This is a genomic window from Pseudomonas sp. (assembly GCF_030690725.1).
In the GTDB taxonomy this organism is placed as follows: Bacteria; Pseudomonadota; Gammaproteobacteria; order Pseudomonadales; family Pseudomonadaceae; genus Aquipseudomonas.
Map to the genome: position 1 here is coordinate 18,998 of NZ_JAUYGD010000089.1, position 22,064 is coordinate 41,061.

Annotated in this window: 17 protein-coding genes and 2 pseudogenes; 18 read left to right on the forward strand and 1 reads right to left on the reverse strand. The window is 61.6% G+C overall.

The window, feature by feature from the left end:
* The first annotated feature begins 263 nt into the window (after positions 1-263).
* The 17 genes and pseudogenes from Q8O69_RS20825 to Q8O69_RS20900 all read left to right on the forward strand — a co-directional run bounded on the left by Q8O69_RS20825 (position 264) and on the right by Q8O69_RS20900 (position 17,214).
* The gene (locus Q8O69_RS20825; RefSeq protein WP_305594222.1) at positions 264-2,033 is read left to right on the forward strand and encodes a cyanophycinase; all 1,770 of its coding nucleotides are present in this window, start codon (positions 264-266) and stop codon (positions 2,031-2,033) included.
* Between the two features lie 66 nt (positions 2,034-2,099).
* The gene (locus Q8O69_RS20830; protein ID WP_305594224.1) at positions 2,100-2,423 is read left to right on the forward strand and encodes a hypothetical protein; all 324 of its coding nucleotides are present in this window, start codon (positions 2,100-2,102) and stop codon (positions 2,421-2,423) included.
* A 79-nt stretch (positions 2,424-2,502) separates the two neighbouring features.
* Positions 2,503-3,786 carry an OprD family porin gene (locus tag Q8O69_RS20835; protein ID WP_305594226.1) on the forward strand — a complete coding sequence of 428 codons (1,284 nt, stop codon included), beginning with the start codon at positions 2,503-2,505 and terminating at the stop codon, positions 3,784-3,786.
* A 170-nt stretch (positions 3,787-3,956) separates the two neighbouring features.
* Complete coding sequence (locus Q8O69_RS20840; protein ID WP_305594228.1) at positions 3,957-4,721, forward strand: transporter substrate-binding domain-containing protein; 765 nt, start codon at positions 3,957-3,959, stop codon at positions 4,719-4,721.
* A gap of 109 nt (positions 4,722-4,830) precedes the next feature.
* Positions 4,831-6,090: a cyanophycinase gene (locus tag Q8O69_RS20845; RefSeq protein ID WP_305594230.1), complete on the forward strand. Its 1,260-nt coding sequence runs from the start codon at positions 4,831-4,833 to the stop codon at positions 6,088-6,090.
* Between the two features lie 296 nt (positions 6,091-6,386).
* On the forward strand, positions 6,387-7,028 hold the full coding sequence (locus tag Q8O69_RS20850) for a response regulator transcription factor (RefSeq protein ID WP_275961770.1): 642 nt from the start codon (positions 6,387-6,389) through the stop codon (positions 7,026-7,028).
* Positions 7,029-7,731: 703 nt separating this feature from the next.
* A complete protein-coding gene (locus Q8O69_RS22300) occupies positions 7,732-8,409 on the forward strand; it encodes a methyl-accepting chemotaxis protein (RefSeq protein ID WP_371136217.1) in 678 nt (225 codons plus the stop codon).
* A gap of 30 nt (positions 8,410-8,439) precedes the next feature.
* On the forward strand, positions 8,440-8,808 hold the full coding sequence (locus tag Q8O69_RS20860; RefSeq protein ID WP_160078540.1) for a response regulator: 369 nt from the start codon (positions 8,440-8,442) through the stop codon (positions 8,806-8,808).
* Positions 8,809-8,818: 10 nt separating this feature from the next.
* Positions 8,819-9,157: a lipid asymmetry maintenance protein MlaB gene (locus Q8O69_RS20865; protein WP_305594238.1), complete on the forward strand. Its 339-nt coding sequence runs from the start codon at positions 8,819-8,821 to the stop codon at positions 9,155-9,157.
* Positions 9,154-11,370, forward strand: a complete 2,217-nt coding sequence (locus Q8O69_RS20870) for a chemotaxis protein CheA (protein WP_305594240.1) — start codon at positions 9,154-9,156, stop codon at positions 11,368-11,370. Before Q8O69_RS20865 ends, Q8O69_RS20870 begins: the two co-directional genes overlap by 4 nt.
* Positions 11,371-11,399: 29 nt before the next feature.
* Positions 11,400-11,915, forward strand: a pseudogene (locus tag Q8O69_RS22305) (MCP four helix bundle domain-containing protein); the annotation flags it as partial.
* 69 nt (positions 11,916-11,984) lie between these two features.
* Positions 11,985-12,885, forward strand: a pseudogene (locus Q8O69_RS22310) (methyl-accepting chemotaxis protein); the annotation flags it as partial.
* A gap of 149 nt (positions 12,886-13,034) precedes the next feature.
* A complete protein-coding gene (locus tag Q8O69_RS20880) occupies positions 13,035-13,568 on the forward strand; it encodes a chemotaxis protein CheW (protein ID WP_275961765.1) in 534 nt (177 codons plus the stop codon).
* A 27-nt stretch (positions 13,569-13,595) separates the two neighbouring features.
* Entirely contained in the window at positions 13,596-14,417 is an 822-nt protein-coding gene (locus Q8O69_RS20885) for a protein-glutamate O-methyltransferase CheR (RefSeq protein WP_305594244.1), read from the forward strand.
* Positions 14,414-14,917 (forward strand): chemotaxis protein CheD, encoded by a 504-nt coding sequence (locus Q8O69_RS20890; protein WP_275961763.1) that lies wholly within the window; start codon positions 14,414-14,416, stop codon positions 14,915-14,917. Before Q8O69_RS20885 ends, Q8O69_RS20890 begins: the two co-directional genes overlap by 4 nt.
* Positions 14,917-15,969, forward strand: a complete 1,053-nt coding sequence (locus Q8O69_RS20895; protein ID WP_305594246.1) for a chemotaxis response regulator protein-glutamate methylesterase — start codon at positions 14,917-14,919, stop codon at positions 15,967-15,969. The genes Q8O69_RS20890 and Q8O69_RS20895 overlap by 1 nt, the downstream gene beginning before the upstream one ends.
* Before the next feature lie 3 nt (positions 15,970-15,972).
* Positions 15,973-17,214 carry an EAL domain-containing protein gene (locus Q8O69_RS20900; RefSeq protein ID WP_305594248.1) on the forward strand — a complete coding sequence of 414 codons (1,242 nt, stop codon included), beginning with the start codon at positions 15,973-15,975 and terminating at the stop codon, positions 17,212-17,214.
* Positions 17,215-17,269: 55 nt separating this feature from the next.
* On the opposite strand, the gene Q8O69_RS20905 is transcribed toward Q8O69_RS20900, so the two are convergent.
* A complete protein-coding gene (locus Q8O69_RS20905; RefSeq protein WP_304868437.1) occupies positions 17,270-17,557 on the reverse strand; it encodes a hypothetical protein in 288 nt (95 codons plus the stop codon).
* Between the two features lie 521 nt (positions 17,558-18,078).
* On the opposite strand from Q8O69_RS20905, the gene putA reads away from it, so the two are divergent.
* Complete coding sequence (gene putA, locus Q8O69_RS20910) at positions 18,079-22,020, forward strand: trifunctional transcriptional regulator/proline dehydrogenase/L-glutamate gamma-semialdehyde dehydrogenase (RefSeq protein ID WP_305594250.1); 3,942 nt, start codon at positions 18,079-18,081, stop codon at positions 22,018-22,020.
* Positions 22,021-22,064 lie beyond the last annotated feature (44 nt).

The following is a 22,064-nucleotide window of genomic DNA, read 5'->3' on the forward strand; positions in this document are numbered from 1 at the left end:
TCGGACAAATGGCTCAAGCCGCTCTAGCGCGGTGCATAGCTGCTGGTGAAGATTTTTTTGGCGTCGTTGCAGCGGCCAGATGGCGGCGCTAAAGGGTTGAACAGGTTTTCCTGTTGGTATATAAAATTTCACGAAACAAGATTGTGAAAATTTAAATTCACTGTCGAAGGCCAGGGCTGGCGCGGTGTTTTACCTGCTGCAGGGAGGCGCTGACGGGACCGGAACACCGGCTCGCACGAATTCTCATAACAAGAGCAATAAGAATGAAAAAGCAGCTGAACAAACGCGTGGCGGCGGCCGCCCTGATCCTTTCCTGTGCAAGCTCTGCAGCCCTGGCTGAAGGTCATCTATTGGCCGTCGGCGGCATGCTGCGCGCGAGCAATGCGCCGGTGTATGCCAAGTTCATCGAACTGGCCGGTGGGCAGAAAGAAGCGCGCATCGTGATCATGCCAACCGCCAGCGGCAGCCAGGGTTCGAGCAAGCGCTTTATGAGCGAGTTGGTGGCGTTGGGTATCCCGGCCGAGCGCATCAGCATCGTCGGCATCGACAAGAGCAACTACCAGACAACCATGAACGATGCTGCCGTGGTCAAGCCACTGAGTGAGGCCAGCGCAGTGTGGTTTGTCGGTGGCGATCAGGCGCGCATCGCCCGCGCGCTGTTCAATGCCGATGGCAGCCCGTCGCTGCTGATGCAGGCAGTGCGCAAGGTGTATGACAAGGGCGGCGTGGTCGCCGGTACCAGCGCCGGTGCCAGCATTCTTGGCGCGCAGATGCCCACCGCCTATGGCGTGGTCATGGACACCCTGGACTTCGGCGTGGCCAGCAAGGCCGATCAGCGCGGCGCTGCGGTGCTGAAAGGCTCGGGCCTGTTCAGCGGCGGCATCATCGACCAACACCTCGACCAGATCGAGGAAACCAGCACCGGCCGCGCTGCGCGCATGGCTGCTTACCTTGCCGATCAAAAGTCCACACGCGGCTTCGGCCTGGATACCAACACCGCCATGTGGGTAAACCCCGAGGGCCAGGTGCAGGTGCTGGGTGAGGGCTACCTGACCGTAATGGACGCCAGCCAGGCCGAAAAGACATTCGGTGTATACGGCACCCAGTTGAGCAACGTGCGCCTGGCCATGCTCGGCAATGGCGACCGCTATGACCTGGCCAGCGGCAAGGTGCAGCCCGCCGAAGGCAAAGCCGCCATCGAGGCCGGTAACGAATACCTGGTGGGCAACCAGCTGATCACCGATCTGTCGGCCGTTTCGGCGATTGGCCGCGCGGTGCTCTATGGCCTGGCGGATAACACCGCGAGCCGTCAAATCGGCCTGATGACCCGCTACAACCCGCTCAACGGCTACCACTACGGTTACCGGTTCGAGTTCAGTAAAACCGCTGACTTCAGTGCCCACAGCCAGTTCTACGATTCGCTGACCAACTACAGCGTCAACGGTGTGCGCCTGGATATTCGCCCGGTCAACGCCAGCCTTGGCGATCCGGCGAGCAGCGCCCCTAAAGATGCCGGCAACGGCGCGGCGGGCGATGCGATTCGCGCCGTGAGCTTCCGTGGCCTGATGACCCTCAACGGGCAGAACGCCTTCGAGCCGCAACGGCCGATCAGCCGCCTGGAGCTGGCCAACGCCCTGCAGATGACCCTGGCCGCCGAGCCCAAGCTGGATGCGCTGCCCAAGCTCACGGACATCGGCGCAGATGACCCGATGCGTGATCAGCTCAACGCGGTGCTTTCCAATGGCTGGATGACCAGCGCGGATGCCTTCGCCGGCAATCAGCCGGTTACCCGCAAGGAATGGGCGCTGGCCTGCAAGGCACTGGTCGAGCGCTATCAAGGCATAAGCCTGGCGAAAACCGCCGCGCTGACGGATCTCGCTGGCGTCGATAAAACCTTTGCCGACGCTGCCAGCCTGACGGTGGGCGAGGGTTGGTTGCAGGCCGAGAAGGGCCGCTTCAACCCGGATGCTCCGGTGAGCCGAGCCGAAGTGGCGCAGACCCTGGCCAAGGTTAGCGGCGTGCTCAAGCTCTGAGTTAAAGCGCCAAGCGCCGCGCGTAGCCGCGGCGCCCCAATCACCGACAAGACCATGAGTCCCTGTATGCAACTGAGCAGGCTGGAATCCTTCGCCCTGGAAAAACTCCTGCAGCCGCTGCAGCGCGCCGAGCTGGCTGCCGTGCAGCCGTCGCTGCAGGTGTTGCAGCGGGTGCAAACCAGCGCCGGTTTCTACTCGATTATCCAGCTGCCGAAAGGCATTGCGGCGTTGCCGCAGAACCACGAACTGGAGTGGCCATTCAAGCTCAAGCGCCTGAAGGCCAAGGGTTATTTCGTTTGCTGGGCGGAGTCGTCAGCGACCCTGTGCCTGGAGGCGGTGATCAGCAAGGGCGTGTGTCCGCCCGAGCTGTCGCTGGAGCAGTTTGCCTAGCGGCAGTGCTGGAAGGAATGCGTCGCTGCCCAGCGACGGATTTTCGAGATGTTCAATAAAAAAACCAATGGAGTAAGCCATGAACGTTGTAAAACTGAGCCTGATCGCCCTGGCAGTTGCCGCGGCCAGCTCGCAACTGGCAGTCGCCGGTGACCAGCAAGAGTCCAAGGGCTTTATCGAAGACAGCAGCCTGAAGCTGCTCAATCGTAATTTCTACATGCAGCGCAACTTCCTCAACAGCCAGCGCAACACCCGTGATGAGTGGGCGCATGGCATGCAGCTGCACTACTCGTCCGGTTTCACCCAGGGCACTGTCGGCGTGGGTGCCGATGCATATGCCTATGGTGGTATCAAGCTGGACGGCGGCCGTGGTAGCCGTGGCAATGGCATCATGCCGGTCGACAGTGATGGCCGTATCGAGGACAACACCGGGCATATCGGCGGTGCGGTCAAGGCGCGTATCTCCTCTACCGAGCTGAAGTACGGTGAGCAGCGGCCGACTGCCCCAGTGTTCGCCACTGGCGATTCGCGTCTGTTGCCTGAGACTGCCACCGGCTTTCAGCTGTCGAGCAGCGAGATCGACAACCTGTCCCTTGAGGCAGGTCATTTCACCGCGATCAATCGCCGTAACTCGAGCAATTCCGATGGCGAGCTGACCAGCGAATACGCCGAAGTGGAAGCGCGTAGCGTCGATTTCGTCGGCGGTACCTACAACTTCACCGACAACCTCAGTGTGGCGCTCTACGGCAGCGAAGCCGAAGACATCTGGCGTCAGTACTTCGCCAACGTCTACTACACCATCCCACTGGCTGACGATCAGTCGCTGAACTTCGATCTGGTGGCTTACAAGACCGATGAGCAGGGCAAGGCGCTGGCTGGTGATCTGGATACCCTGACCTACTCGCTGAAAGCCGCCTACAGCTTCGGCGCGCACAAGCTCAGCCTGGCGTACCAGAAGGTCAATGGCGATGAGTTCTTCGACTACATCGGTGGCGACTCGATCTGGCTGGCCAACTCCGTGCAGTACTCCGACTTCAACGCCCCCAATGAGCGTTCCGTGCAGGTGCGTTACGACCTGAACATGGCGAGCTTCGGCGTACCGGGCCTGAGCTTTATGGCGCGCTATATCAAGGGTGACCAGATCGATGGCACCAAGGCCGATCCGAATGGTGCCTTCGCCGGTTGGGCGGGTGATGACGAGAAACATTGGGAGCGTGATTTGGAGGCCAAGTACGTGGTGCAGTCCGGTGCCGCCAAGGACCTGTCCCTGCGTCTGCGCCAGGCCTCGCATCGCTCCACTGCGTTCGACAACGACCTCGACGAAGTGCGTCTGATCATCGAGTACCCGCTGAGCATTCTGTAAGGCAGTCGCCGGCCGCTCATGCTGGTGAAGCGGCCGGTTGGTTATTCAAGGTCAGCTCCCATTGCTCCTTTGGCCTTAAGGCGCCCTGTGCGGCGCCTCTTTTCTCGGCTTTGGAGCCTGGCCTCTGACCCCAGGCTGTCTCTCTGGCAGCGCTTGCAAGGGGCACTGAAATGTTACGAGCAACCCTCTTTATGCTGGGCGTGATGCTGCTAGGCGGCGTTCAGGCACAGCCCCTGCGTATCGCCATGGAAGGGCAGTTTCCGCCCTTCGAGGAAGTCGATGCGGCGGGCCAATTACGCGGCTTCAACGTCGATATCGGTATGGCGCTGTGCGAGGCCATGGCGGCAGATTGTCAGCTGGTCAGATTTGCCTGGGATGATTTGATTCCGGCACTCAATGAACAGCGTGCGGACCTGATTCTGGCGTCCATGTCGATTACTGCACAACGCGCCGAGCTGGTCGACTTCACCGCCAAATATGCGCAAACCCCGGCCTTTTTTTTCGCCCGCAAGGGCCTGGTCAACCAGGTGATCATCACCCCCAGGCGCATTTCCGGTAAACGCCTGGGTGTGCAGCGCGACACCACCTATGACCGCTTCCTCACTGACAAATACCAGCAGCACACCGAGCTGCTGCGCTTTGACTCAGCCGAGGGCATGTACCAGGCGCTAGGCGCAGGGCACGTCGATCTGGTGCTGGATGACGCGGTGTCTGGCTATTTCGGCTTTCTCGACACGGCCCTGGGCCAGGGGTTCGAGCAGGTTGGCAACCAGGTGGTGGCCCCCAAGCACTTTGGCAAAGGCCAGGGCATCGCCGTGCGCAAGGGCGATCAGGTGCTGCGTGAGCGGCTGGACCGAGCGCTCAGCGTGATTCTCAGCAACGGCGTCTACAAGCGCATCGAGAAGCAGTACTTCAAACAATTCACGGTGTATTAGCCGAAGGAGTCAGCCACCCAGAGAGCCATGCGGCGTTATCTGCAGCAGTTCCCGTTTTACAACTCTCACAACAAGCGTGCGCCGAGCGCACATCGGAGAACTCATACCCATGATCAGATCATTTTTGCGTTGCAGTGCTTTACTGCTCGCCCTACTACCCATCACCGGTTACAGCGCCGGCCCGCTGATATTGATTGGCGGCGGCCTCAAGGATGACAACACGGCGATCTATCAGCGCCTGATCCAGCTGGCTGGTGGCAGCGGCCAGGCGCGAATCGGCGTTATTACCGCTGCTTCGATCCCGGAAAGTGCCGACCCGGCAGCGGGTACGGCCAATGCCGCCAACTCCAAAGCCAATGGTGCGTTCTATGCCCAGTTGCTGAAGACCTACGGCGCTGTCGATGCGCAGTGGATTCCCATTGATCTGGACAAAATAAGCAATAACAGTAACCCGCAGGTGGTCGCGCAGATCAACAGCATGACCGGGTTCTTTTTTGGTGGCGGCGACCAGTCGCGCCTGACCCAGACCCTGCAAACCGCGACCCGTGCCGACAGCCCAGCCTTGGCGGCGATTCGTGCGCGGCATAACGCTGGCGCGGTATTGGCGGGTACCAGCGCCGGCACTGCGATCATGGTGCAGGGGCCGATGGTCACCGGCGGCGAAAGTTATAACGGCCTGCGTTATGGCGTGTACACCTCGCCGGGTGGCGATGACCTGTCCTACGACATGCAGGGCGGTTTTGGCTTCTTCAATTACGGTTTGCTCGATACCCACTTCAGCGAGCGCGGCCGTCAGGGCCGCATCGTGCGCCTGGCAGATCACACCCAGGTGCCGTTTGCCTTCGGCGTCGATGAAAACACCGCGTTGCTGGTGCAGAACAACGCAACCCTGGGGCAGGTGGAAATGGAGGTTGTTGGTGAAAACGGCGTATTTATTTTCGATCTGCGCAACAAGGAGCGCGGCACCGGCAGCAGCTACGCCTTGTATGACGTGCTGGGTAGCTACCTGACGGCGGGTGATCGCTATCGCCCGGTAACCGGCCAGTTCGTCATCGCCAGCGGCAAGACCAGCTTGCGCGGCCGCGAGCGCTACAGCTCGGCGATGACCGCCTCCACCGATATTTTCAGCAGCCCGAACAACAGCACCAGCGCTGGCCGGCGCAAACCGCGCGAGTTCGTCAAAGTCAGCGCCGATCTGTTCGACAGCCGCGTGACCACGACTCTGGGGCGTACTTATGAAACCAACCCGCGCTTTCGCGTCGATCTGTTCAAAAGCAGCCAGTTCGATAGCCACGGTTACCAGGGCACCGTTGGCGGCAAGAACATGCTTTCCTACCTGCGTTTGCTGATGGATTTCCGTCCTAACTAAGCGAACTGCGGCCCGCCGGCTTTTGCTGGCGGCGGCCACTGAGCGAAGCCACTTTCTGTTAGGAAGTGGCTTTGCTATTTCAGTTCTGTGGGCAAGGTTTCCTGCACGATGCGCGCATCTGCCCTACATTTCGCCTCAGTAACTGGCTGATTGTTCGGCTGTTGGCCCTCACGCAGAATGCGCCGCGCGTTTGGGGCTGGTCAGCCGGCTACCAGGCGTTGCACGATAACTATGCCAAGCCAGGGAGCGGTGTCTGCCAGTTGTACCGGGGTATGCCCCGTCTGAGGAGTCTGTAAATGTCTGCGCGGGTTGTATTGGTCGATGATCACGAACTGGTCCGTGCGGGCATTCGCTCGCTGCTGATCGAGGCAGGCTATCAGGTGGTGGCCGAGGGCAGTGATGGTGACCAGGTCGAGGCCCTAGTCGAAAGCCATCAGCCCGATGTGCTGCTGCTCGACCTGACCATGCGCCGCTGTTCGGGGCTGGAAGCGCTGACCATGGTGCGTTCACGCTGGCCGCAGCTGCCGGTGATTCTGCTGTCCATGCACGACACCCGCGACTATGTACTCAAGGCCATGCAGATGGGCGCAAGCGGCTATCTACTCAAGGATGCCGCAGTGATCGAACTGCAACTGGCCCTGCAATCGGTACTGGGCGGCCACCGTTACCTCAGCCCGCGAGTGGCCGGGCAGGTGATTGATGCGGCCTCCGGGCGCGGCGGTGAAGACCCGCTGGAGCTGCTTACCAGTCGCCAGCAGGAAGTGCTGTACTGGCTGGCCAAGGGCAAGAGCAACAAGGAAGTGGCGTTTATCCTCAACCTCAGCGTGAAAACTGTGGATACCCATCGTGCGCAGATCATGGAGCGCCTGGCCATTCGCGACCTCGCCGGCCTGGTGATGTATGCCCTGCGCCGCGGGATTATCAAGCTGGACGACTAAAACCGCGTTTTCTACCTAGGTAGATTTACCTGCGCCCACCGGTAAATCACTGATAAGCCTTTTGGCGTCAATTTTATAAGCTCACCGCAGCAGATGGCAGTAAGCCATCAGGTGGCTTGTCGCCGTTAAGTGCGTGGTCGGTTCGCTGATGCTCTGAGCCTGACCTATAGTTTTTCCAGCGCGGCGCTGTGGCGTCGTGCTGTAACACGGGTAGCGCTAACCTCCCTCGTCAGTACCGAGAATCCCCATGATCAAGCATCCACGACTGTTTGCTTACGTTTCGCGTCCCTGGCTGATGGCTGGTGTGTTGCTGTTACCGGCAGCCTGTCTGGTGCTGGCTGACGTCTGGTGGCACGGCCTGTTGGCCGCCGCGGTGCTGCTGCTGTGGTTGTGGTTGCTGGTCGCCAGCCCGGCGCTGGAGCAAGCGGCGCTTGAACCGCAGGTGTCGGCGCTGGCCCTCGATGAGGTGCAAAGCAACCTGACGGCGCTGCGCGAACTGCTCGATGCAGTGTTGCCGTTGTGGATGCGCCATATCGAACTGGTCAACGGCCAGACGTCCAGTGCCACTGGCGGCCTGACCGAGAAATTTATCAGCATGAGCCAGCAGATCAGCCAGGCCCTGGACCTCGGCGCCGGTGAAGACGGTGGTGGGGTGTTCGAGGTGCTGCGCAGCGCCCAGGTCGAATTACCGCAGGCGGTAAAGATGCTCGACGACACCCAGGGCGAGCGCGAGCGCTTTCTGGTGGAGATTCGCGAACTCAGCCGTTTTGTCACCGAGCTGCACGGCATGGCCGAGGATGTCGCCAAGATTGCCTCGCAGACCAACCTGCTGGCGCTCAACGCCGCCATCGAAGCGGCGCGGGCCGGCGAGGCTGGGCGCGGTTTCTCGGTAGTGGCCGATGAGGTGCGCAAGCTGTCGTCGATGTCCGGCGAGACTGGCACCAAAATCACCGAGAAGGTGCAGATCATGGGTCGCTCCATGGAATCCATGGTGGCGCGGGCCGAGCAGATGGACACCAACAGCCATGACGGCATCGAGGCCGCCGAACGTATTGTCGGCAAGGTGCTCGGCGAGCTGGGCGATGGTGTGGCGCAGCTGGAGCAGCGCCTGCAGATGCTCCAGGGCAACAGTCGCGAGGTCGAGCAGACGGTCAACGCGGTACTGGTTGACCTGCAGTTCCAGGACCGCGTCAGCCAGATCATTTCGCATATCAGCGAGGACATGCAGCGCCTGCGCGACAGCCTCGCCGAGCCGGTGGTGCCGGCCAGTCGTGACTGGCTGCGCCGTCTGGAGTCGAGCTACACCACCCTGGAGCAGCAGCGCGTGCACAGCGGCCAGCGTGCTTCCAGCGTCGAGCAATCCTCGGTCACCTTCTTCTAACGCAACTTCAGAACCACGGGACGCACAGTAATGGGAAAGACGGTCTTGGTAGTGGATGACTCGACCAGTTTTCGGCAAGTCGTCGGCATCGCGCTCAAGGGCGCTGGCTACGACGTGCTGGAGGCCTGTGATGGCAAGGACGCACTGAGCAAGCTGGATGGTCGCAAGATCAACCTGATTGTCTCGGACGTGAACATGCCGAACATGGACGGCATCACCTTCGTCAAATCGGCCAAGCAGTTGCCGGCCTACAAGTTCACCCCGGTGATCATGCTCACCACCGAAGCCGGTGAGGCGAAGAAGGCCGAAGGCAAGGCCGCCGGCGTGCGCGCCTGGGTGGTCAAGCCCTTTCAGCCGCCGGTGCTGCTCGATGCAGTGTCGAAACTGATACTGCCCTGAGGACGTACCCGTGACCGTAATAAACAGTCGTGAAGAAACTGGACGGTACATCTTCGAAGTAGCAGGCGAATTCAATATCTACAGCGCCGTCCAGCTCAAGGATGAACTGCTCAGCCTGCTAGGCAGCCATAAGCAGCTGGAGATTGACCTGGGCGCGGTCGAGGATTTCGACAGCACCGGAGTGCAGATCCTCCTGCTGCTCAAGCGCGAAGCCCAGCGCCAGGGCCGCAGCCTGGCTTTTATCCAGCACTCGCCGGCGGTGCGTGAGGTGCTGGATCTGCTCAACCTGGTGGCCGAACTTGGCGACCCCATGGTGATCCCGCTGGATGCTCGCGGAGGTCGCCCATGAACCTTGATCAAGCCCGTGGTGCATTGGTCCAGGAAGCCCGCGAACTGCTGGTGGACATGGAAGATGCGCTGCTGGAAATCGAAAGCGACGGCTACAACGCCGAGCGGGTCAATGCCATCTTCCGCGCTGCGCACACCATCAAGGGCTCGGCCGGGCTGTTTGGTCTGGAGTCGCTGATCAACTTCACCCATGTGGTGGAAAGCCTGCTTGATCAGGTGCGCAACGGCGAAAAAACTCTGGATGGCAGCATGCTCTCGCTGCTGCTGACCTGCGGCGATTACATCGGCAGCCTGATTACCGCCGTCGAAGACCGCAGCGAAGCCATCGACCCCAACCCCGAGCTGCGTGCGCACCTGATCAGCCAGCTCAATGAATACCTGGAGCAAGGTGCCGCGCCCGTCGCCGCGTCACCGCTCCCCGAGCAGACGCAACTGTCCCAGGTGCCGAGCGGCAAGGTCGATGTGTTGACCGGCGAAGAAGTCGGCAGTGACCTCTGGCATATCTCGCTGCGGCCCAATAGCGATGTGTTGCGCAACGGCATGGACCCGCTGTCGTTTCTGCGTTATCTGAGCAAGCTGGGGCGTATCGTTTACCTGCATACCCTGACCGATACCCTGCCGCTGGCTGAAACCTTCGACGCCGAGAGCAATTACCTGGGTTTCGAGATCGAATTCGAATCCCAGGCCAGCAAGCAGGAAGTCGAGGATGCCTTCGAGTTTATTCGCGAGGACAGCCAGCTGCTGATCCTGCCGCCGCACAGCAAGATCGAGGCGTACCTCAACCTGATCGTCAGCCTGCCCGAGTCGTCACGCAAACTCGGCGAAATCCTGCTCAAGAGCGGCGCACTGACCGCCCACGAACTGCAGCGCGTACTCGCCCTGCAATCCGCCGCGCCGCAGCCGGCACCGCCGCTGGGCACCTTGTTGGTGGAAGAACAGCTGGTGGCGCCGCCGCTGGTATCGGCTGCGCTGAACAAGCAGAAGCAATCCGACGACAAGCGCGTGCACGAGCAGGTGTTTATCAAGGTCGAGGTCGGCAAGCTGGATGAGCTGATCAACCTGGTGGGCGAGCTGGTCATTGCTGGCGCGGCGGCCAGCCTGTCGCTGCGCCAGGGCAGCCCGGCGGCCATGGGTGAGGCCAATGAAGCGGTGGCTACCCTGGTCGAGCATATTCGCGATGCCTCGCTGTCGCTGCGCATGGTCGCCATCGGCGAAGTGTTCCAGCGTTTTCCACGGGTAGTACGCGATATCAGCAAGGAGCTGGATAAGGACATCGAGCTGCTGATCACCGGCGCGGACACCGAACTGGACAAGTCGATGGTGGAAAAGCTTGCCGATCCACTGATGCATATCGTGCGCAATGCCATGGACCACGGTATCGAGCGCTCGGCCGATCGCCTGGCTGCTGGCAAGACCCAACGCGGCGCATTACGCCTGAATGCCTATCACGAGTCCGGCAGCATCGTTATTGAAGTGACCGACGACGGCCGTGGCCTGGATCGTCCACGCATCCTCGCCAAGGCGTTGGAAAAAGGCCTGGTGCAGCCCGACCAAGTGCTTAGCGACAGTGAAGTGTTCCGCCTGATTTTCGAGGCCGGTTTCTCCACCGCCGAGACGGTAACCAACCTGTCCGGGCGTGGCGTGGGCATGGATGTGGTGCGCAGCAATATCGAAAAACTGCGCGGCGAGGTCGAGGTGCTCAGCGTATTCGGCCAAGGCACCACGGTGCGCATCCGCTTGCCGCTGACCCTGGCAATCATCGACGGCTTCCAGGTGCGGGTTGCCGATGAAGCCTTCGTGCTGCCGCTGGATCAGGTGGTCGAGTGTGTCGATCTTGGCCCTCAGGTCGAGCTGCATGACCTGCTCAACCTGCGCGGCGAACCTTTGCCTTATGTGCGCCTGCGCAGCTTGTTCGGCCTGCCGCCGAGCGCTGGCGCGCGCGAGAGCCTGGTGGTGCTGCAGTTCGGTAGTAACCGCGCGGGTGTGGTTGTCGATCAGCTGGTCGGTGAACTGCAGGCGGTGATCAAACCCCTGGGACAGATTTTTGCGCAAAACAAGGTGCTCAGTGGCTCCACCATTCTCGGTGACGGGAGTGTGGCGCTGATTCTTGATGTCGCCCATTTGATTCAGCGTGCCAGTGCAGCCGCTGAAAACTCAGTCAGTGCCAACCTCCGACGCGCAGATGGCTCTGCCGCCGTGGCACGGACTCAATAAAAAGCCGGGAGAAGAAAATGTTCGACAAAATGACGGTGGCGACCCGCCTGCTCCTGCTCGCAGGGGTGCTTATCCTGTTTCTGCTGCTGATCGGTGTGCTGGGAATTTTCGGTATGCGCGAATCCAACGCCGGCATGGAAACGGTTTACAACGACCGGGTTGTACCCCTGCGTGATCTGAAAGTGATTTCTGACAACTACGCGGTGAGCATCGTCGATACCACGCACAAGGTACGCATCGGCGCCCTTAGCTGGCAGGAGGCGCTGCGCAGCGTGAACAAGGCTGAGGAGGCCATTCAGCAGAGCTGGAACAACTTCACCTCGACCCGATTGGTGGGTGAGGAGCAGGTATTGGTCGATGAGCTCAAGCCACTGTTGAAGGAGGCCGACGAAGCCAACGCCAAGCTGCTGCGCATTCTCGAAGGGCGCGACCAACTGGCCCTGGAGCAATTTATCAGCAGCGACCTGTACCAGAAGATCGACCCGGTGTCCGACCGCTTCGGCAAGCTGGTCGATGTGCAGTTGCAGGTGGCCAAGAGCGAATACGACCTGGCCCATGATCGCTATGGCCTGGTGTTTACCGTTGCCGTCAGTTGCATGGTTTTGAGCCTGCTGCTGGCTGTGCTGCTGGGCGTAATGATTACCCGCAGCCTGCTGCGCCAGCTCGGCGGCGAGCCGTATGCGGCGATGGAGTCGCTGCAGCGCGTGGCGGCCGGTGACCTGACGGTGGATATCCGCCTCAAGGACGGCGACCAGAGCAGCATGCTCTATAGCCTGCAGCAAATGGTGCTCAAGCTGCGTTCGATCATGGGAGATGTACGCATGACGGCCGACTCGCTGGCCTCGGCCTCCGAGCAGGTCGCGGCTTCGGCCCAGGCGCTGAGCCAGAACGCCTCCGAACAGGCCGCCAGCGTTGAAGAAACCAGCGCCTCGGTGGAAGAAATTGCCGCCACCGTGGCGCAGAACAGCGAGAACGCCAAGGTCACCGACGGCATGGCCAGCCAGTCGTCCAAGGATGCGGTGGAAGGCGGCGCGGCTGTGCGTGAGATGGTCAACGCCATGCGGCAGATCGCCGGCAAGATCGGCATCATCGACGACATCGCCTACCAGACCAACCTGCTGGCGCTTAACGCCGCGATTGAAGCCGCGCGCGCCGGTGACCATGGCAAAGGCTTTGCCGTGGTGGCGGCTGAGGTGCGCAAACTGGCCGAGCGCAGCCAGGTGGCCGCGCAGGAAATCGGCTCGGTGGCCAGCGACAGCGTGACCCTGGCCGAACGTGCCGGGCAACTGCTGGAGCAGATGGTGCCGTCGATCCGCAAGACGGCCGATCTGGTGCAGGAAATTTCCGCCGCCTCGCGTGAGCAGAACACCGGCTTGGAGCAGATCAACCTGGCGGTTGGCCAGTTGGCGCAGATCACTCAGGTGAATGCTTCGGCTTCCGAAGAGCTGTCCTCGACCTCCGAGGAAATGAGCGGCCAGGCCGTGCAGCTGCAGGAAATGATTCAGTTCTTCCAGCTGGCCGAAGTCGCCGCGCGGCAGATGCCCGGCACGCCGACCGGCAGAAACCGGCCGACGGCCATGAGCAAGCCGACGCAGCCGGTACGCCGTCATCTGCACGATGATCAGATCGATGAGTCGGCGTTTACCCGCTTCTAGGAGGCTGCCATGAGTACCTTGCCAGCCCATATCCAGGGCCGCGCGGCGGCCCCGGTGGAAACGCCGCTGACTCAGCAGTTTCTGACCCTGACCCTGGGCCAGGAGCTGTTCGCCCTGCCGATTGAGCATATTCGCGAAATTATCGAGTTCGGCGGCCTGACTGAAATTCCACTGATGCCGAGCTTCCTGCGTGGGGTGATCAACCTGCGCGGCGCGGTGGTGCCGGTGATCGATCTGGCGGTACGTTTCGGTCGTGAGCGCACGCCGATTGCCAAGCGCACCTGCATCGTGATCGTCGAAGTCGAGCAGGGCGACAGCATGCAGCTACTCGGCATCATCGTTGATGCAGTCAACGAAGTGCTGGCCGTGGAAGGCCATCAACTGGAAAGCCGCCCGGCCTTTGGTGCGCGGATTCGCGCAGATTTTATTGCCGGCATCCTCAAGCACCACGAGCAGTTTGTGGTGGTGCTGGATATTCCCCAGGTGCTGTCACTCGATGAGCTCGCCGAGCTGGTGGGCGGCCTTGAACAGAGCGAAGTGTGAGGCGTTATGGCTGATGGCGGGTGGGCAATGAATGCAGGCACACAGGTTGCGCTGAGCGAGCCGGAGTTTCGTCAGCTGCAGGCGCTGTTCTATGAGCGGGTCGGCATTCAGCTGCCACCGGTAAAGAAGCCGCTGATCTGCGGACGCCTGTCCAAACGCCTGACGGCGCTGGGGCTGAGCAGCTATCAGCGCTATTACCAGCATCTGATTTCGGCGCAGGGCACGGCCGAGCTGGAGATCGCGATTGATCTGATCACCACCCACGAAACCTATTTCTTCCGCGAGCCCAAGCACTTCGATTTCCTCCAGCAGAAGATTCTGCCGGCCTGTGCCGGTCAGGCGGATTTCCGCGCCTGGAGTGCAGCCAGCTCCACCGGTGAGGAGGCTTATACCTTGGCGATGCTGCTGCACGAGGCACGTCCGCACCTGGGCTGGAGCGTGCTTGGCACTGACATCAGCCGTCAGGTGGTGCAGAGCGCCGAGCGTGGCCTGTACCTGATGGAGCGCGGTAGCAAGATTCCCGCGCATTACCTCAAACGCTACTGTCTCAAGGGCAAGGATCAGTACAAGGGTTACTTTCTGGTTGAACGCGGGCTGCGTGAGCGGGTCGAGTTTCGTCAGGGCAATCTCAACCTGCCGGCGCCTGAGCTGGGGCTGTTTGAGCTGATCATGCTGCGCAACGTGCTGATCTATTTCGATCAGGACACCAAGCAGCGGGTGCTGCACAACGTGGTGCAACGCCTCAAACCCGGCGGCTGGTTGATGGTCGGCCACTCCGAGGCGCTGCATGACACCGGCTTGCCGATTGAAATGGTTGCCTCGTCGATCTACCGCAAGGTGGCGGTATGAGCCGCAGCTGCTTTCTTAAACCCGGCGAGCTGTATTTCGGCGGTGGTGATGTGCGCGTGGAAACCCTGCTGGGGCCCTGCGTTTCCATCGTGCTGTGGTTCCCCGAGGCTGCCAAGGGCGGTATGTGTCATTTCCAGTTGCCCGGCCTGCGCCGCGTCAGCGAGCACGCGCGGGATCTGGACGGGCGCTACGGGGTGGATGCCTGGGTCTGGCTGAAGCAGCAGATGCGCGTACATGCGCTGCGCCTGGAGCAGGCCCAGGTCAAGCTGTTTGGCGGGGCACGTAGCCTGAGCAAGCCTGGCTCCAACCTGCGTACCGATATCGGCGCGCAGAATATTGCCTTTGTCGAGACGCTGATGGATGAGCTGGGTGTGCAGGTGGCCGGGCGTGACCTGGGCGGTGAGGGTTGCCGTTTTCTGCGCTTCGAGTTGGCCAGCGGTGAAGTCTGGGTGCGCCGTGGCGCGGCGTTGAGTATTGAACCGCTTGAGGCGCTGCAGTAATGGCTATCAAGGTGATGATTGTCGATGACTCGGCAGTGATGCGTGAGGTCATGCAGCAGCTGCTGGCGCCGCACAAGGACATCGAAGTGGTTGGCGCAGCGATGGACCCGCTGCTGGCCCTGCAGAAGATGAAAACCGTGTGGCCGGACGTGATCCTGCTCGATGTGGAAATGCCGCGGATGGATGGCATCACCTTTCTGCGCCAGATCATGGCCACCCGGCCAACCCCGGTGGTGATCTGCTCGACCCTGACCGAGAAGGGCGCGGCCATTACCCTGCAGGCGCTATCGGCCGGCGCGGTGGAGGTGATCACCAAACCGACCATGGGCCTGCGTGATTTTCTCCATGACAGCGCCCAGGAAATGCTCAGCGCCATCCGAACCGCGGCAAAAGCCCGGGTGCGTGGCGCAGCAGTGCCTACACTGGAGAAGGCCAGTGCCGATGCCGTAGTCAGTGCGCCGAATGCCGGGCTGCACAATCAGCGCACCAGTGAGCGGATTGTCGTGTTGGGCACCTCGACCGGCGGCACCCAGGCGCTGGAGCAGGTACTGAGCCAGTTGCCGCGTAGCGCGCCAGCGATTGCCATCGTTCAGCACATGCCGGAGAAGTTCACCCGCAGTTTTGCCGAACGCCTGGATTCGCTGTGTGCCATTGAGGTGCGTGAGGCGCAGAACGGCGACCGGCTACTGCCGGGCCTGGCGCTGATTGCGCCGGGCGGCAAGCATATGTTGGTCAAACGCAGTGGTGGTCAGTATCAGGTTGAGGTCAAGGATGGTCCGCTGGTCAGTCGTCACCGTCCTTCTGTTGATGTGTTGTTCCGCTCGGCCGCTGTGCAGGCCGGGCGCAACGTGCTGGCCGTGATCATGACCGGCATGGGCGACGATGGCGCCCGTGGCCTGAAAGAGCTGCACGAGGCGGGGGCCAGAACCTACGCCCAGGATGAAGCCAGTTGCGTGGTGTTCGGCATGCCGAAAGAAGCAATCAAATTGGGAGGTGTCGATCAGGTGGTCGCGCTGGATGACATCCCGAACGTACTGATGAGCTGGAGGTAGCAGGTGGAAGAGGCAGTCAACAGATTTCCCCAGCATGTGCTGGTGATTGATGACAGCGAACTGCAACGCCAGTTTACCGCTGAGTTGTGCAGCGAAATGGGTATCGAGGACATTCTGCAGGCGGTGGATGGCTTCGACGCGATTGCCCAGATGAAAACCAACCCACAGATTCAGGTGATCGTGCTGGATCTGGAAATGCCTGGCATGGACGGCGTGCAGGTGCTGCACGAGATGGCGCGCCTGGAGCTGAATCACTCGGTGGTGGTGGCCAGTGCGCGTGAGAGCGTGCTGCTCAATGTGGTCGAGAGCATGGGCCGTAGCCTGGGCCTGCACCTGCTTGGCGTGCTGCAGAAACCCATCAGCCATGAGCAACTGGCCGCCAGCCTGAGCCGATTCGCGGTGCAGGCGGTGCAGGCCGAGCAATTTGCCGCACCTCGCGCGCTGTGGCCGCAGCTGACTGAAGCGGATGTGCAGCGCGCGCTGCGTGAGCATGAGTTCGTTGCCTACTTCCAACCCAAGGTCAACCTGGCCAATGGCCGCCTGAAAGGCGTGGAGGCATTGGTGCGTTGGCAGCATCCGGTGCATGGCCTGCTGGCACCGGGGCTGTTCGTCGATATGATCGAGCGCAGCCATTACATCTCGGACATGACCCTGCAGATGCTCGACATGTCCCTGGCGCACTGCCGGCAGTGGCATGACGCCGGTCTACCGCTGAGTTTTTCCTTCAACGTGTCGGCGCGCTCGCTGGCGGATTCCAAGCTGGCCGACGAGATCATTGCGCGGGTGGCGGCCAGTGGTATCGAGCCGCAGTACGTGATTCTGGAAATCACCGAAAGCGCGATCATGACCGACCTCAGCATTACCCTCGGCACCCTGGCGCGTCTACGTCTGAAAGGCTTTGGCTTGTCGGTGGATGACTACGGCACCGGGTTTTCCTGCATGTTGCAGCTGTCACGCGTGCCCTGCACCGAGCTGAAGGTTGACCGCGCCTTCGTCAACGGTGCCAGCGAGAGCCTGCACCTGCGCATCCTGCTGGAAAGCGCCCTGGATATCGCCAGCAAATTGGGTCTGGGCGTGGTCGCCGAAGGGGTGGAAACCCTGCAGGACTGGCAGCTGCTGCGTGATCTGGGCTGTGGTGAAGTGCAGGGCTACTTTGTCGCCAAACCCATGCCGGGTGACGCGCTGCTGGCCTGGTGGCGCAGCAATGAGGCGCGCTTACGCGGCCTGGTGATGGCAACCTCTTAACCCAGGCGGTTAGTTGCCTGCTTGGCTTCTCGGCTGATGTCTAAACGGGCGTGAATCAGCGCTCGTCTTCGGTTGTTTCCAGGCTCTGTAGCACCACCTGTTCCAGTGCATTGCCGGGCTCTGGCTGCGTGCCGGCCAGTTGGCCGAGCAATTGCCACTGTTGATCCAGCTCGCTGTTGATCGCCAGCATGCGCTCAATCATCTTGCACGCAGTGGCGTTCACTGCGCTGTCCTGGGTGTTGAGCAGTTCGAATGACATGGCGGTGATGGCGGCAGTCAAGTGGGTGAGGGTGCGCGTGGACAGGCTGAGCAACTCGGTCAATTGCGCTTCCTTGGCAGTCATGGTCATCTCCTTGTGAATCCCGCCCTGAGCTTAGCGCGACATTGTGTCGCCCGGCTATCCGCTCCATCGCCTGAGTCCTACCGCCGGGCTTGTACATACCCTTTGTTGCGCGTCCGTCGGCCACTGCGCGGATATTGCCCTGTTGTGCTTTGCTCAGATCAGGCGTGAATAAAAGCCGTAGTGCAACCTCGTTGGCGTTTGGGTTGTACCTGTTGTCGGAAGCTGTGCGGTTTTTTAAAACGGGCGTTTTCCTTGTGCGCCAGGCGATTTTCGCTAGAGCCGTGCCAGCACTGGGTTTGCGCCAGAAAACTGCGCGATGTAGGGCTGTCGAGTGCTTTGGGAAACCTTGATTTCGTTTGGTTGCACCTAGTTGCACCTTGCGCCTTCTGAGGTTTAATCTCTCGCCAGATTTTTTGTGACCCGCCACCCATGGCGGCCATCCCTCGGGGCCGTCGCGGGGCGACGTCCAAAACTGCTCCCGGCGATTATTTGCCGTGCTCCAGCCCATACAGGACAAACCAATGGCTACCACCACCCTTGGCGTAAAGCTCGATGATGCAACCCGTGATCGCCTCAAGCAGGCGGCGCAGTCGATTGACCGCACGCCGCATTGGCTGATCAAGCAGGCGATCTTCAACTATCTCGAGCAGATCGAGGGCGGTCTGACCCCGGCCGAGCATTCCGGCCTGGCTGCGGTTGCCGGTGAAGAGTCGGTTGATTCGCTTACCGAGCAGGGCCTGCAGGTGTTCCTCGACTTCGCCGAAAGCATCCTCCCGCAATCGGTACTGCGCGCGGCCATCACCGGCGCGTATCGCCGCCCGGAAACCGAAGCGGTGCCAATGCTGCTTGAGCAGGCCCGTCTGCCCAAGGACATGGCCGAGGCGAGCAACAAGCTGGCCATGGGCATTGCCGAGAAGCTGCGCAACCAGAAGAACGCCGGCGGCCGTCAGGGCCTGGTGCAGGGCTTGCTGCAGGAATTCTCGCTGTCCTCGCAGGAAGGTGTGGCGCTAATGTGCCTGGCCGAAGCGCTGCTGCGCATTCCGGACAAGGCCACCCGTGACGCGCTGATCCGCGACAAGATCAGCAACGGCAACTGGAGTCAGCACCTCGGCAACAGCCCGTCGATGTTCGTCAACGCCGCTTCCTGGGGCCTGCTGATCACCGGCAAACTGGTGGCCACGCACAACGAAGCCGGCCTGGTGACCTCGCTTAACCGCATTATCGGCAAGGGCGGCGAGCCGCTGATCCGCAAGGGCGTGGACATGTCCATGCGCCTGATGGGCGAGCAGTTTGTTACCGGTGAAACCATCGCCGAAGCCCTGGCCAATGCCACCAACATGGAAAGCAAGGGCTTCCGTTATTCCTACGACATGCTCGGTGAAGCCGCGCTGACCGACGAGGACGCCAAGCGCTACCTGGCGTCCTATGAGCAGGCCATCCATGCCATCGGCAAGGCCTCTCACGGCCGTGGCATCTACGAAGGCCCGGGCATTTCAATCAAGCTCTCCGCCCTGCACCCACGTTACAGCCGCGCCCAGTACGACCGCGTGATGGACGAGCTGTACCCGATCCTGCTGGGCTTGACCAAGCTGGCCAAGCACTACGACATCGGTCTGAACATCGACGCCGAAGAAGCCGACCGCCTGGAAATCTCCCTCGATCTGCTTGAGCGCCTGTGCTTCGACCCGGCCCTGACTGGCTGGAACGGTATCGGCTTTGTCATCCAGGCCTACCAGAAGCGCTGCCCGTATGTGATCGATTACGTCATCGACCTGGCCAAGCGCAGTCGTCACCGCCTGATGATCCGCCTGGTAAAAGGCGCGTACTGGGACAGCGAGATCAAGCGCGCCCAGGTCGAGGGCCTGGAAGGTTACCCGGTGTACACCCGCAAGCCGTACACCGACATTTCCTACATCGCCTGCGCGCGCAAGCTGCTGGCCGTGCCGGAAGCCATCTACCCGCAGTTCGCCACCCACAACGCCCACTCGCTGTCGGCCATTTACCAGCTGGCCGGGCAGAACTACTACCCCGGTCAGTACGAGTTCCAGTGCCTGCACGGCATGGGTGAGCCGCTGTACGAGCAGGTAGTGGGCAAGGTTGCCGATGGCAAGCTGAACCGTCCATGCCGCATCTACGCCCCGGTGGGCAGCCATGAAACCCTGTTGGCTTATCTGGTGCGTCGTCTGCTGGAAAACGGCGCGAACACCTCGTTCGTCAACCGCATCGCCGACACCAGCATCTCGATCAAGGAACTGGTGCTCGACCCGGTGCTGCAGGTCGAGCAAATGGCCACGCAGGAAGGCGGCCTTGGCCTGCCACACCCACGCATTGCCCTGCCGCGCGCGCTGTATGGTGACGCCCGCTTGAACTCCGAAGGCATCGACCTGGCCAACGAACACCGCCTCGGTTCGCTGTCCTCGGCGCTGCTGAGCAGCACCAACAATGCCTACAAAGCCATGCCGCTGCTCGGTTGTGAAGCGCCTGAGTTGAGCGAAGCGCAGCCTGTACGCAACCCGGCGGACCACCGCGACATCGTCGGCCATGTGCATGAGGCCAGCGAACAGGATGTGCGCAACGCCGTGCTGTGCGCCGTGTCCAGCGGGCAGATCTGGCAGTCGACTCTGCCGGCCGAGCGCGCCGCCGTGCTGGATCGCGCCGCCGACCAGATGGAAGCGGAAATGCAGCAGCTGATGGGCCTGCTGGTGCGTGAATCCGGCAAGACCTTCGCCAACGCCATTGCCGAAGTGCGTGAGGCTGTGGACTTCCTGCGCTACTACGCGGCGCAGGCACGCAATCACTTCAGCAATGACAGCCACCGCCCGCTGGGCCCGGTGGTGTGCATCAGCCCGTGGAACTTCCCGCTGGCAATCTTCAGCGGTCAGGTCGCCGCCGCTCTGGCTGCCGGTAACACCGTGCTGGCCAAGCCGGCCGAGCAAACGCCGCTGATCGCCGCGCAAGCCGTGCGCATTCTGCTTGATGCCGGTGTGCCGAGCGGCGCCGTGCAACTGCTGCCGGGCCGTGGCGAAACTGTCGGTGCTGGCCTGATCGGCAACGAGCGGGTGCGTGGCGTGATGTTTACCGGCTCCACCGAAGTGGCCGGGATCATCCAGCGCAACCTCGCCGGTCGCCTGGACGCCCAGGGCCGCACCATTCCGCTGATCGCCGAAACCGGCGGCCTCAACAGCATGATCGTCGACTCCTCGGCGCTCACCGAGCAGGTGGTGGTCGATGTCGTGGCCTCGGCCTTCGACAGCGCCGGCCAGCGCTGCTCGGCACTGCGCGTGCTGTGTGTGCAGGAAGACGTGGCGGATCGGGTGATCAACATGCTCAAGGGCGCCATGGCCGAATACAGCCTGGGCAACCCGGAGCGCCTGAGCACTGATATTGGCCCGGTGATCGACAGTGAGGCCAAGGACAATATCGACCAGCACATCGAGAAGATGCGCGAGAAAGGTCGCAAGGTGTTCCAGAGCGCCCGCGCCGTGGGTGACGACATCAAACGCGGCACCTTTGTGCTGCCGACGCTGATCGAGCTGGACAGCTTCGATGAGATGCAGCGCGAGATCTTCGGCCCGGTGCTGCACGTGGTGCGCTACCAGCGTGCTGATCTGGGCAAGTTGTTGCAGCAGATCAACGACAGCGGCTACGGCCTGACGCTCGGCGTGCACACGCGCATCGACGAAACCATCGCCCAGGTGGTCAACACCGCCAAGGCCGGCAACCTGTATGTAAACCGCAACATGGTTGGCGCTGTGGTCGGCGTGCAGCCTTTTGGCGGCGAAGGCCTGTCCGGCACTGGCCCGAAAGCCGGTGGCCCGCTGTATATGTACCGCCTGCTGGCGACCCGTCCGCAGGACGCGGTGGCCAAGCAGCTGCAGCAGGAAAATGGCGAAATCCAGCGTCCGGCGGAACAGGCAAAAGTGATTCAGGCGCTACAGGATTGGGCGGCCAAGCATGAGCCGAGCCTGAGTGCCCTGAGCGCGCAGTATGTCGAGCTGGCGCAGAGCGGCACCGTGCAGATGCTCAACGGCCCAACCGGTGAGCGCAACAGCTACAGCCTGCTGCCGCGTGAGCATGTGCTGTGCCTGGCGGATGAACGCAGTGATCTGCTGGTGCAGCTGGCAGCGGCCCTGGCCGTGGGTTGCCAGGTGCTGTGGCAGGAAGGCGAGCTGACCCGTGAGCTGTTTGCCGCACTGCCCAAGGCCGTGCAGCAACGCATCACAGTGCTCAGCCAGTGGCGCGAAAGTGACAGCACGTTCGACGCCATCCTGCATCACGGTGACTCCGATCAGCTGCGCGAAGTCTGCCAACTGGCGGCTCAGCGTCCTGGCGCGATTATCGGTGTGCATGGTCTGCACAAAGGCGAGACGGATATCCCGCTGGAGCGTCTGCTGATTGAACATGCGTTGAGCATCAACACCGCAGCAGCGGGCGGCAACGCCAGCCTGATGACCATCGGCTAAACGGTTCTACGAGCACCCCACCCTGACCGGTTCGCCGGCCGGGG

Coding starts and splice junctions, on each gene's coding strand:
- Q8O69_RS20860 (WP_160078540.1), top strand. CDS start 8,440: ATGGGAAAGACGGTCTTGGTAGTGGATGACTCGACCAGTTTTCGGCAA.
- Q8O69_RS20890 (WP_275961763.1), top strand. CDS start 14,414: ATGAGCCGCAGCTGCTTTCTTAAACCCGGCGAGCTGTATTTCGGCGGT.
- Q8O69_RS20905 (WP_304868437.1), bottom strand. CDS start 17,557: ATGACTGCCAAGGAAGCGCAATTGACCGAGTTGCTCAGCCTGTCCACG.
- Q8O69_RS20845 (WP_305594230.1), top strand. CDS start 4,831: ATGATCAGATCATTTTTGCGTTGCAGTGCTTTACTGCTCGCCCTACTA.
- Q8O69_RS22300 (WP_371136217.1), top strand. CDS start 7,732: ATGCTCGACGACACCCAGGGCGAGCGCGAGCGCTTTCTGGTGGAGATT.
- Q8O69_RS20880 (WP_275961765.1), top strand. CDS start 13,035: ATGAGTACCTTGCCAGCCCATATCCAGGGCCGCGCGGCGGCCCCGGTG.
- Q8O69_RS20830 (WP_305594224.1), top strand. CDS start 2,100: ATGCAACTGAGCAGGCTGGAATCCTTCGCCCTGGAAAAACTCCTGCAG.
- Q8O69_RS20840 (WP_305594228.1), top strand. CDS start 3,957: ATGTTACGAGCAACCCTCTTTATGCTGGGCGTGATGCTGCTAGGCGGC.
- putA (WP_305594250.1), top strand. CDS start 18,079: ATGGCTACCACCACCCTTGGCGTAAAGCTCGATGATGCAACCCGTGAT.
- Q8O69_RS20895 (WP_305594246.1), top strand. CDS start 14,917: ATGGCTATCAAGGTGATGATTGTCGATGACTCGGCAGTGATGCGTGAG.
- Q8O69_RS20885 (WP_305594244.1), top strand. CDS start 13,596: ATGAATGCAGGCACACAGGTTGCGCTGAGCGAGCCGGAGTTTCGTCAG.
- Q8O69_RS20870 (WP_305594240.1), top strand. CDS start 9,154: ATGAACCTTGATCAAGCCCGTGGTGCATTGGTCCAGGAAGCCCGCGAA.
- Q8O69_RS20850 (WP_275961770.1), top strand. CDS start 6,387: ATGTCTGCGCGGGTTGTATTGGTCGATGATCACGAACTGGTCCGTGCG.
- Q8O69_RS20825 (WP_305594222.1), top strand. CDS start 264: ATGAAAAAGCAGCTGAACAAACGCGTGGCGGCGGCCGCCCTGATCCTT.
- Q8O69_RS20835 (WP_305594226.1), top strand. CDS start 2,503: ATGAACGTTGTAAAACTGAGCCTGATCGCCCTGGCAGTTGCCGCGGCC.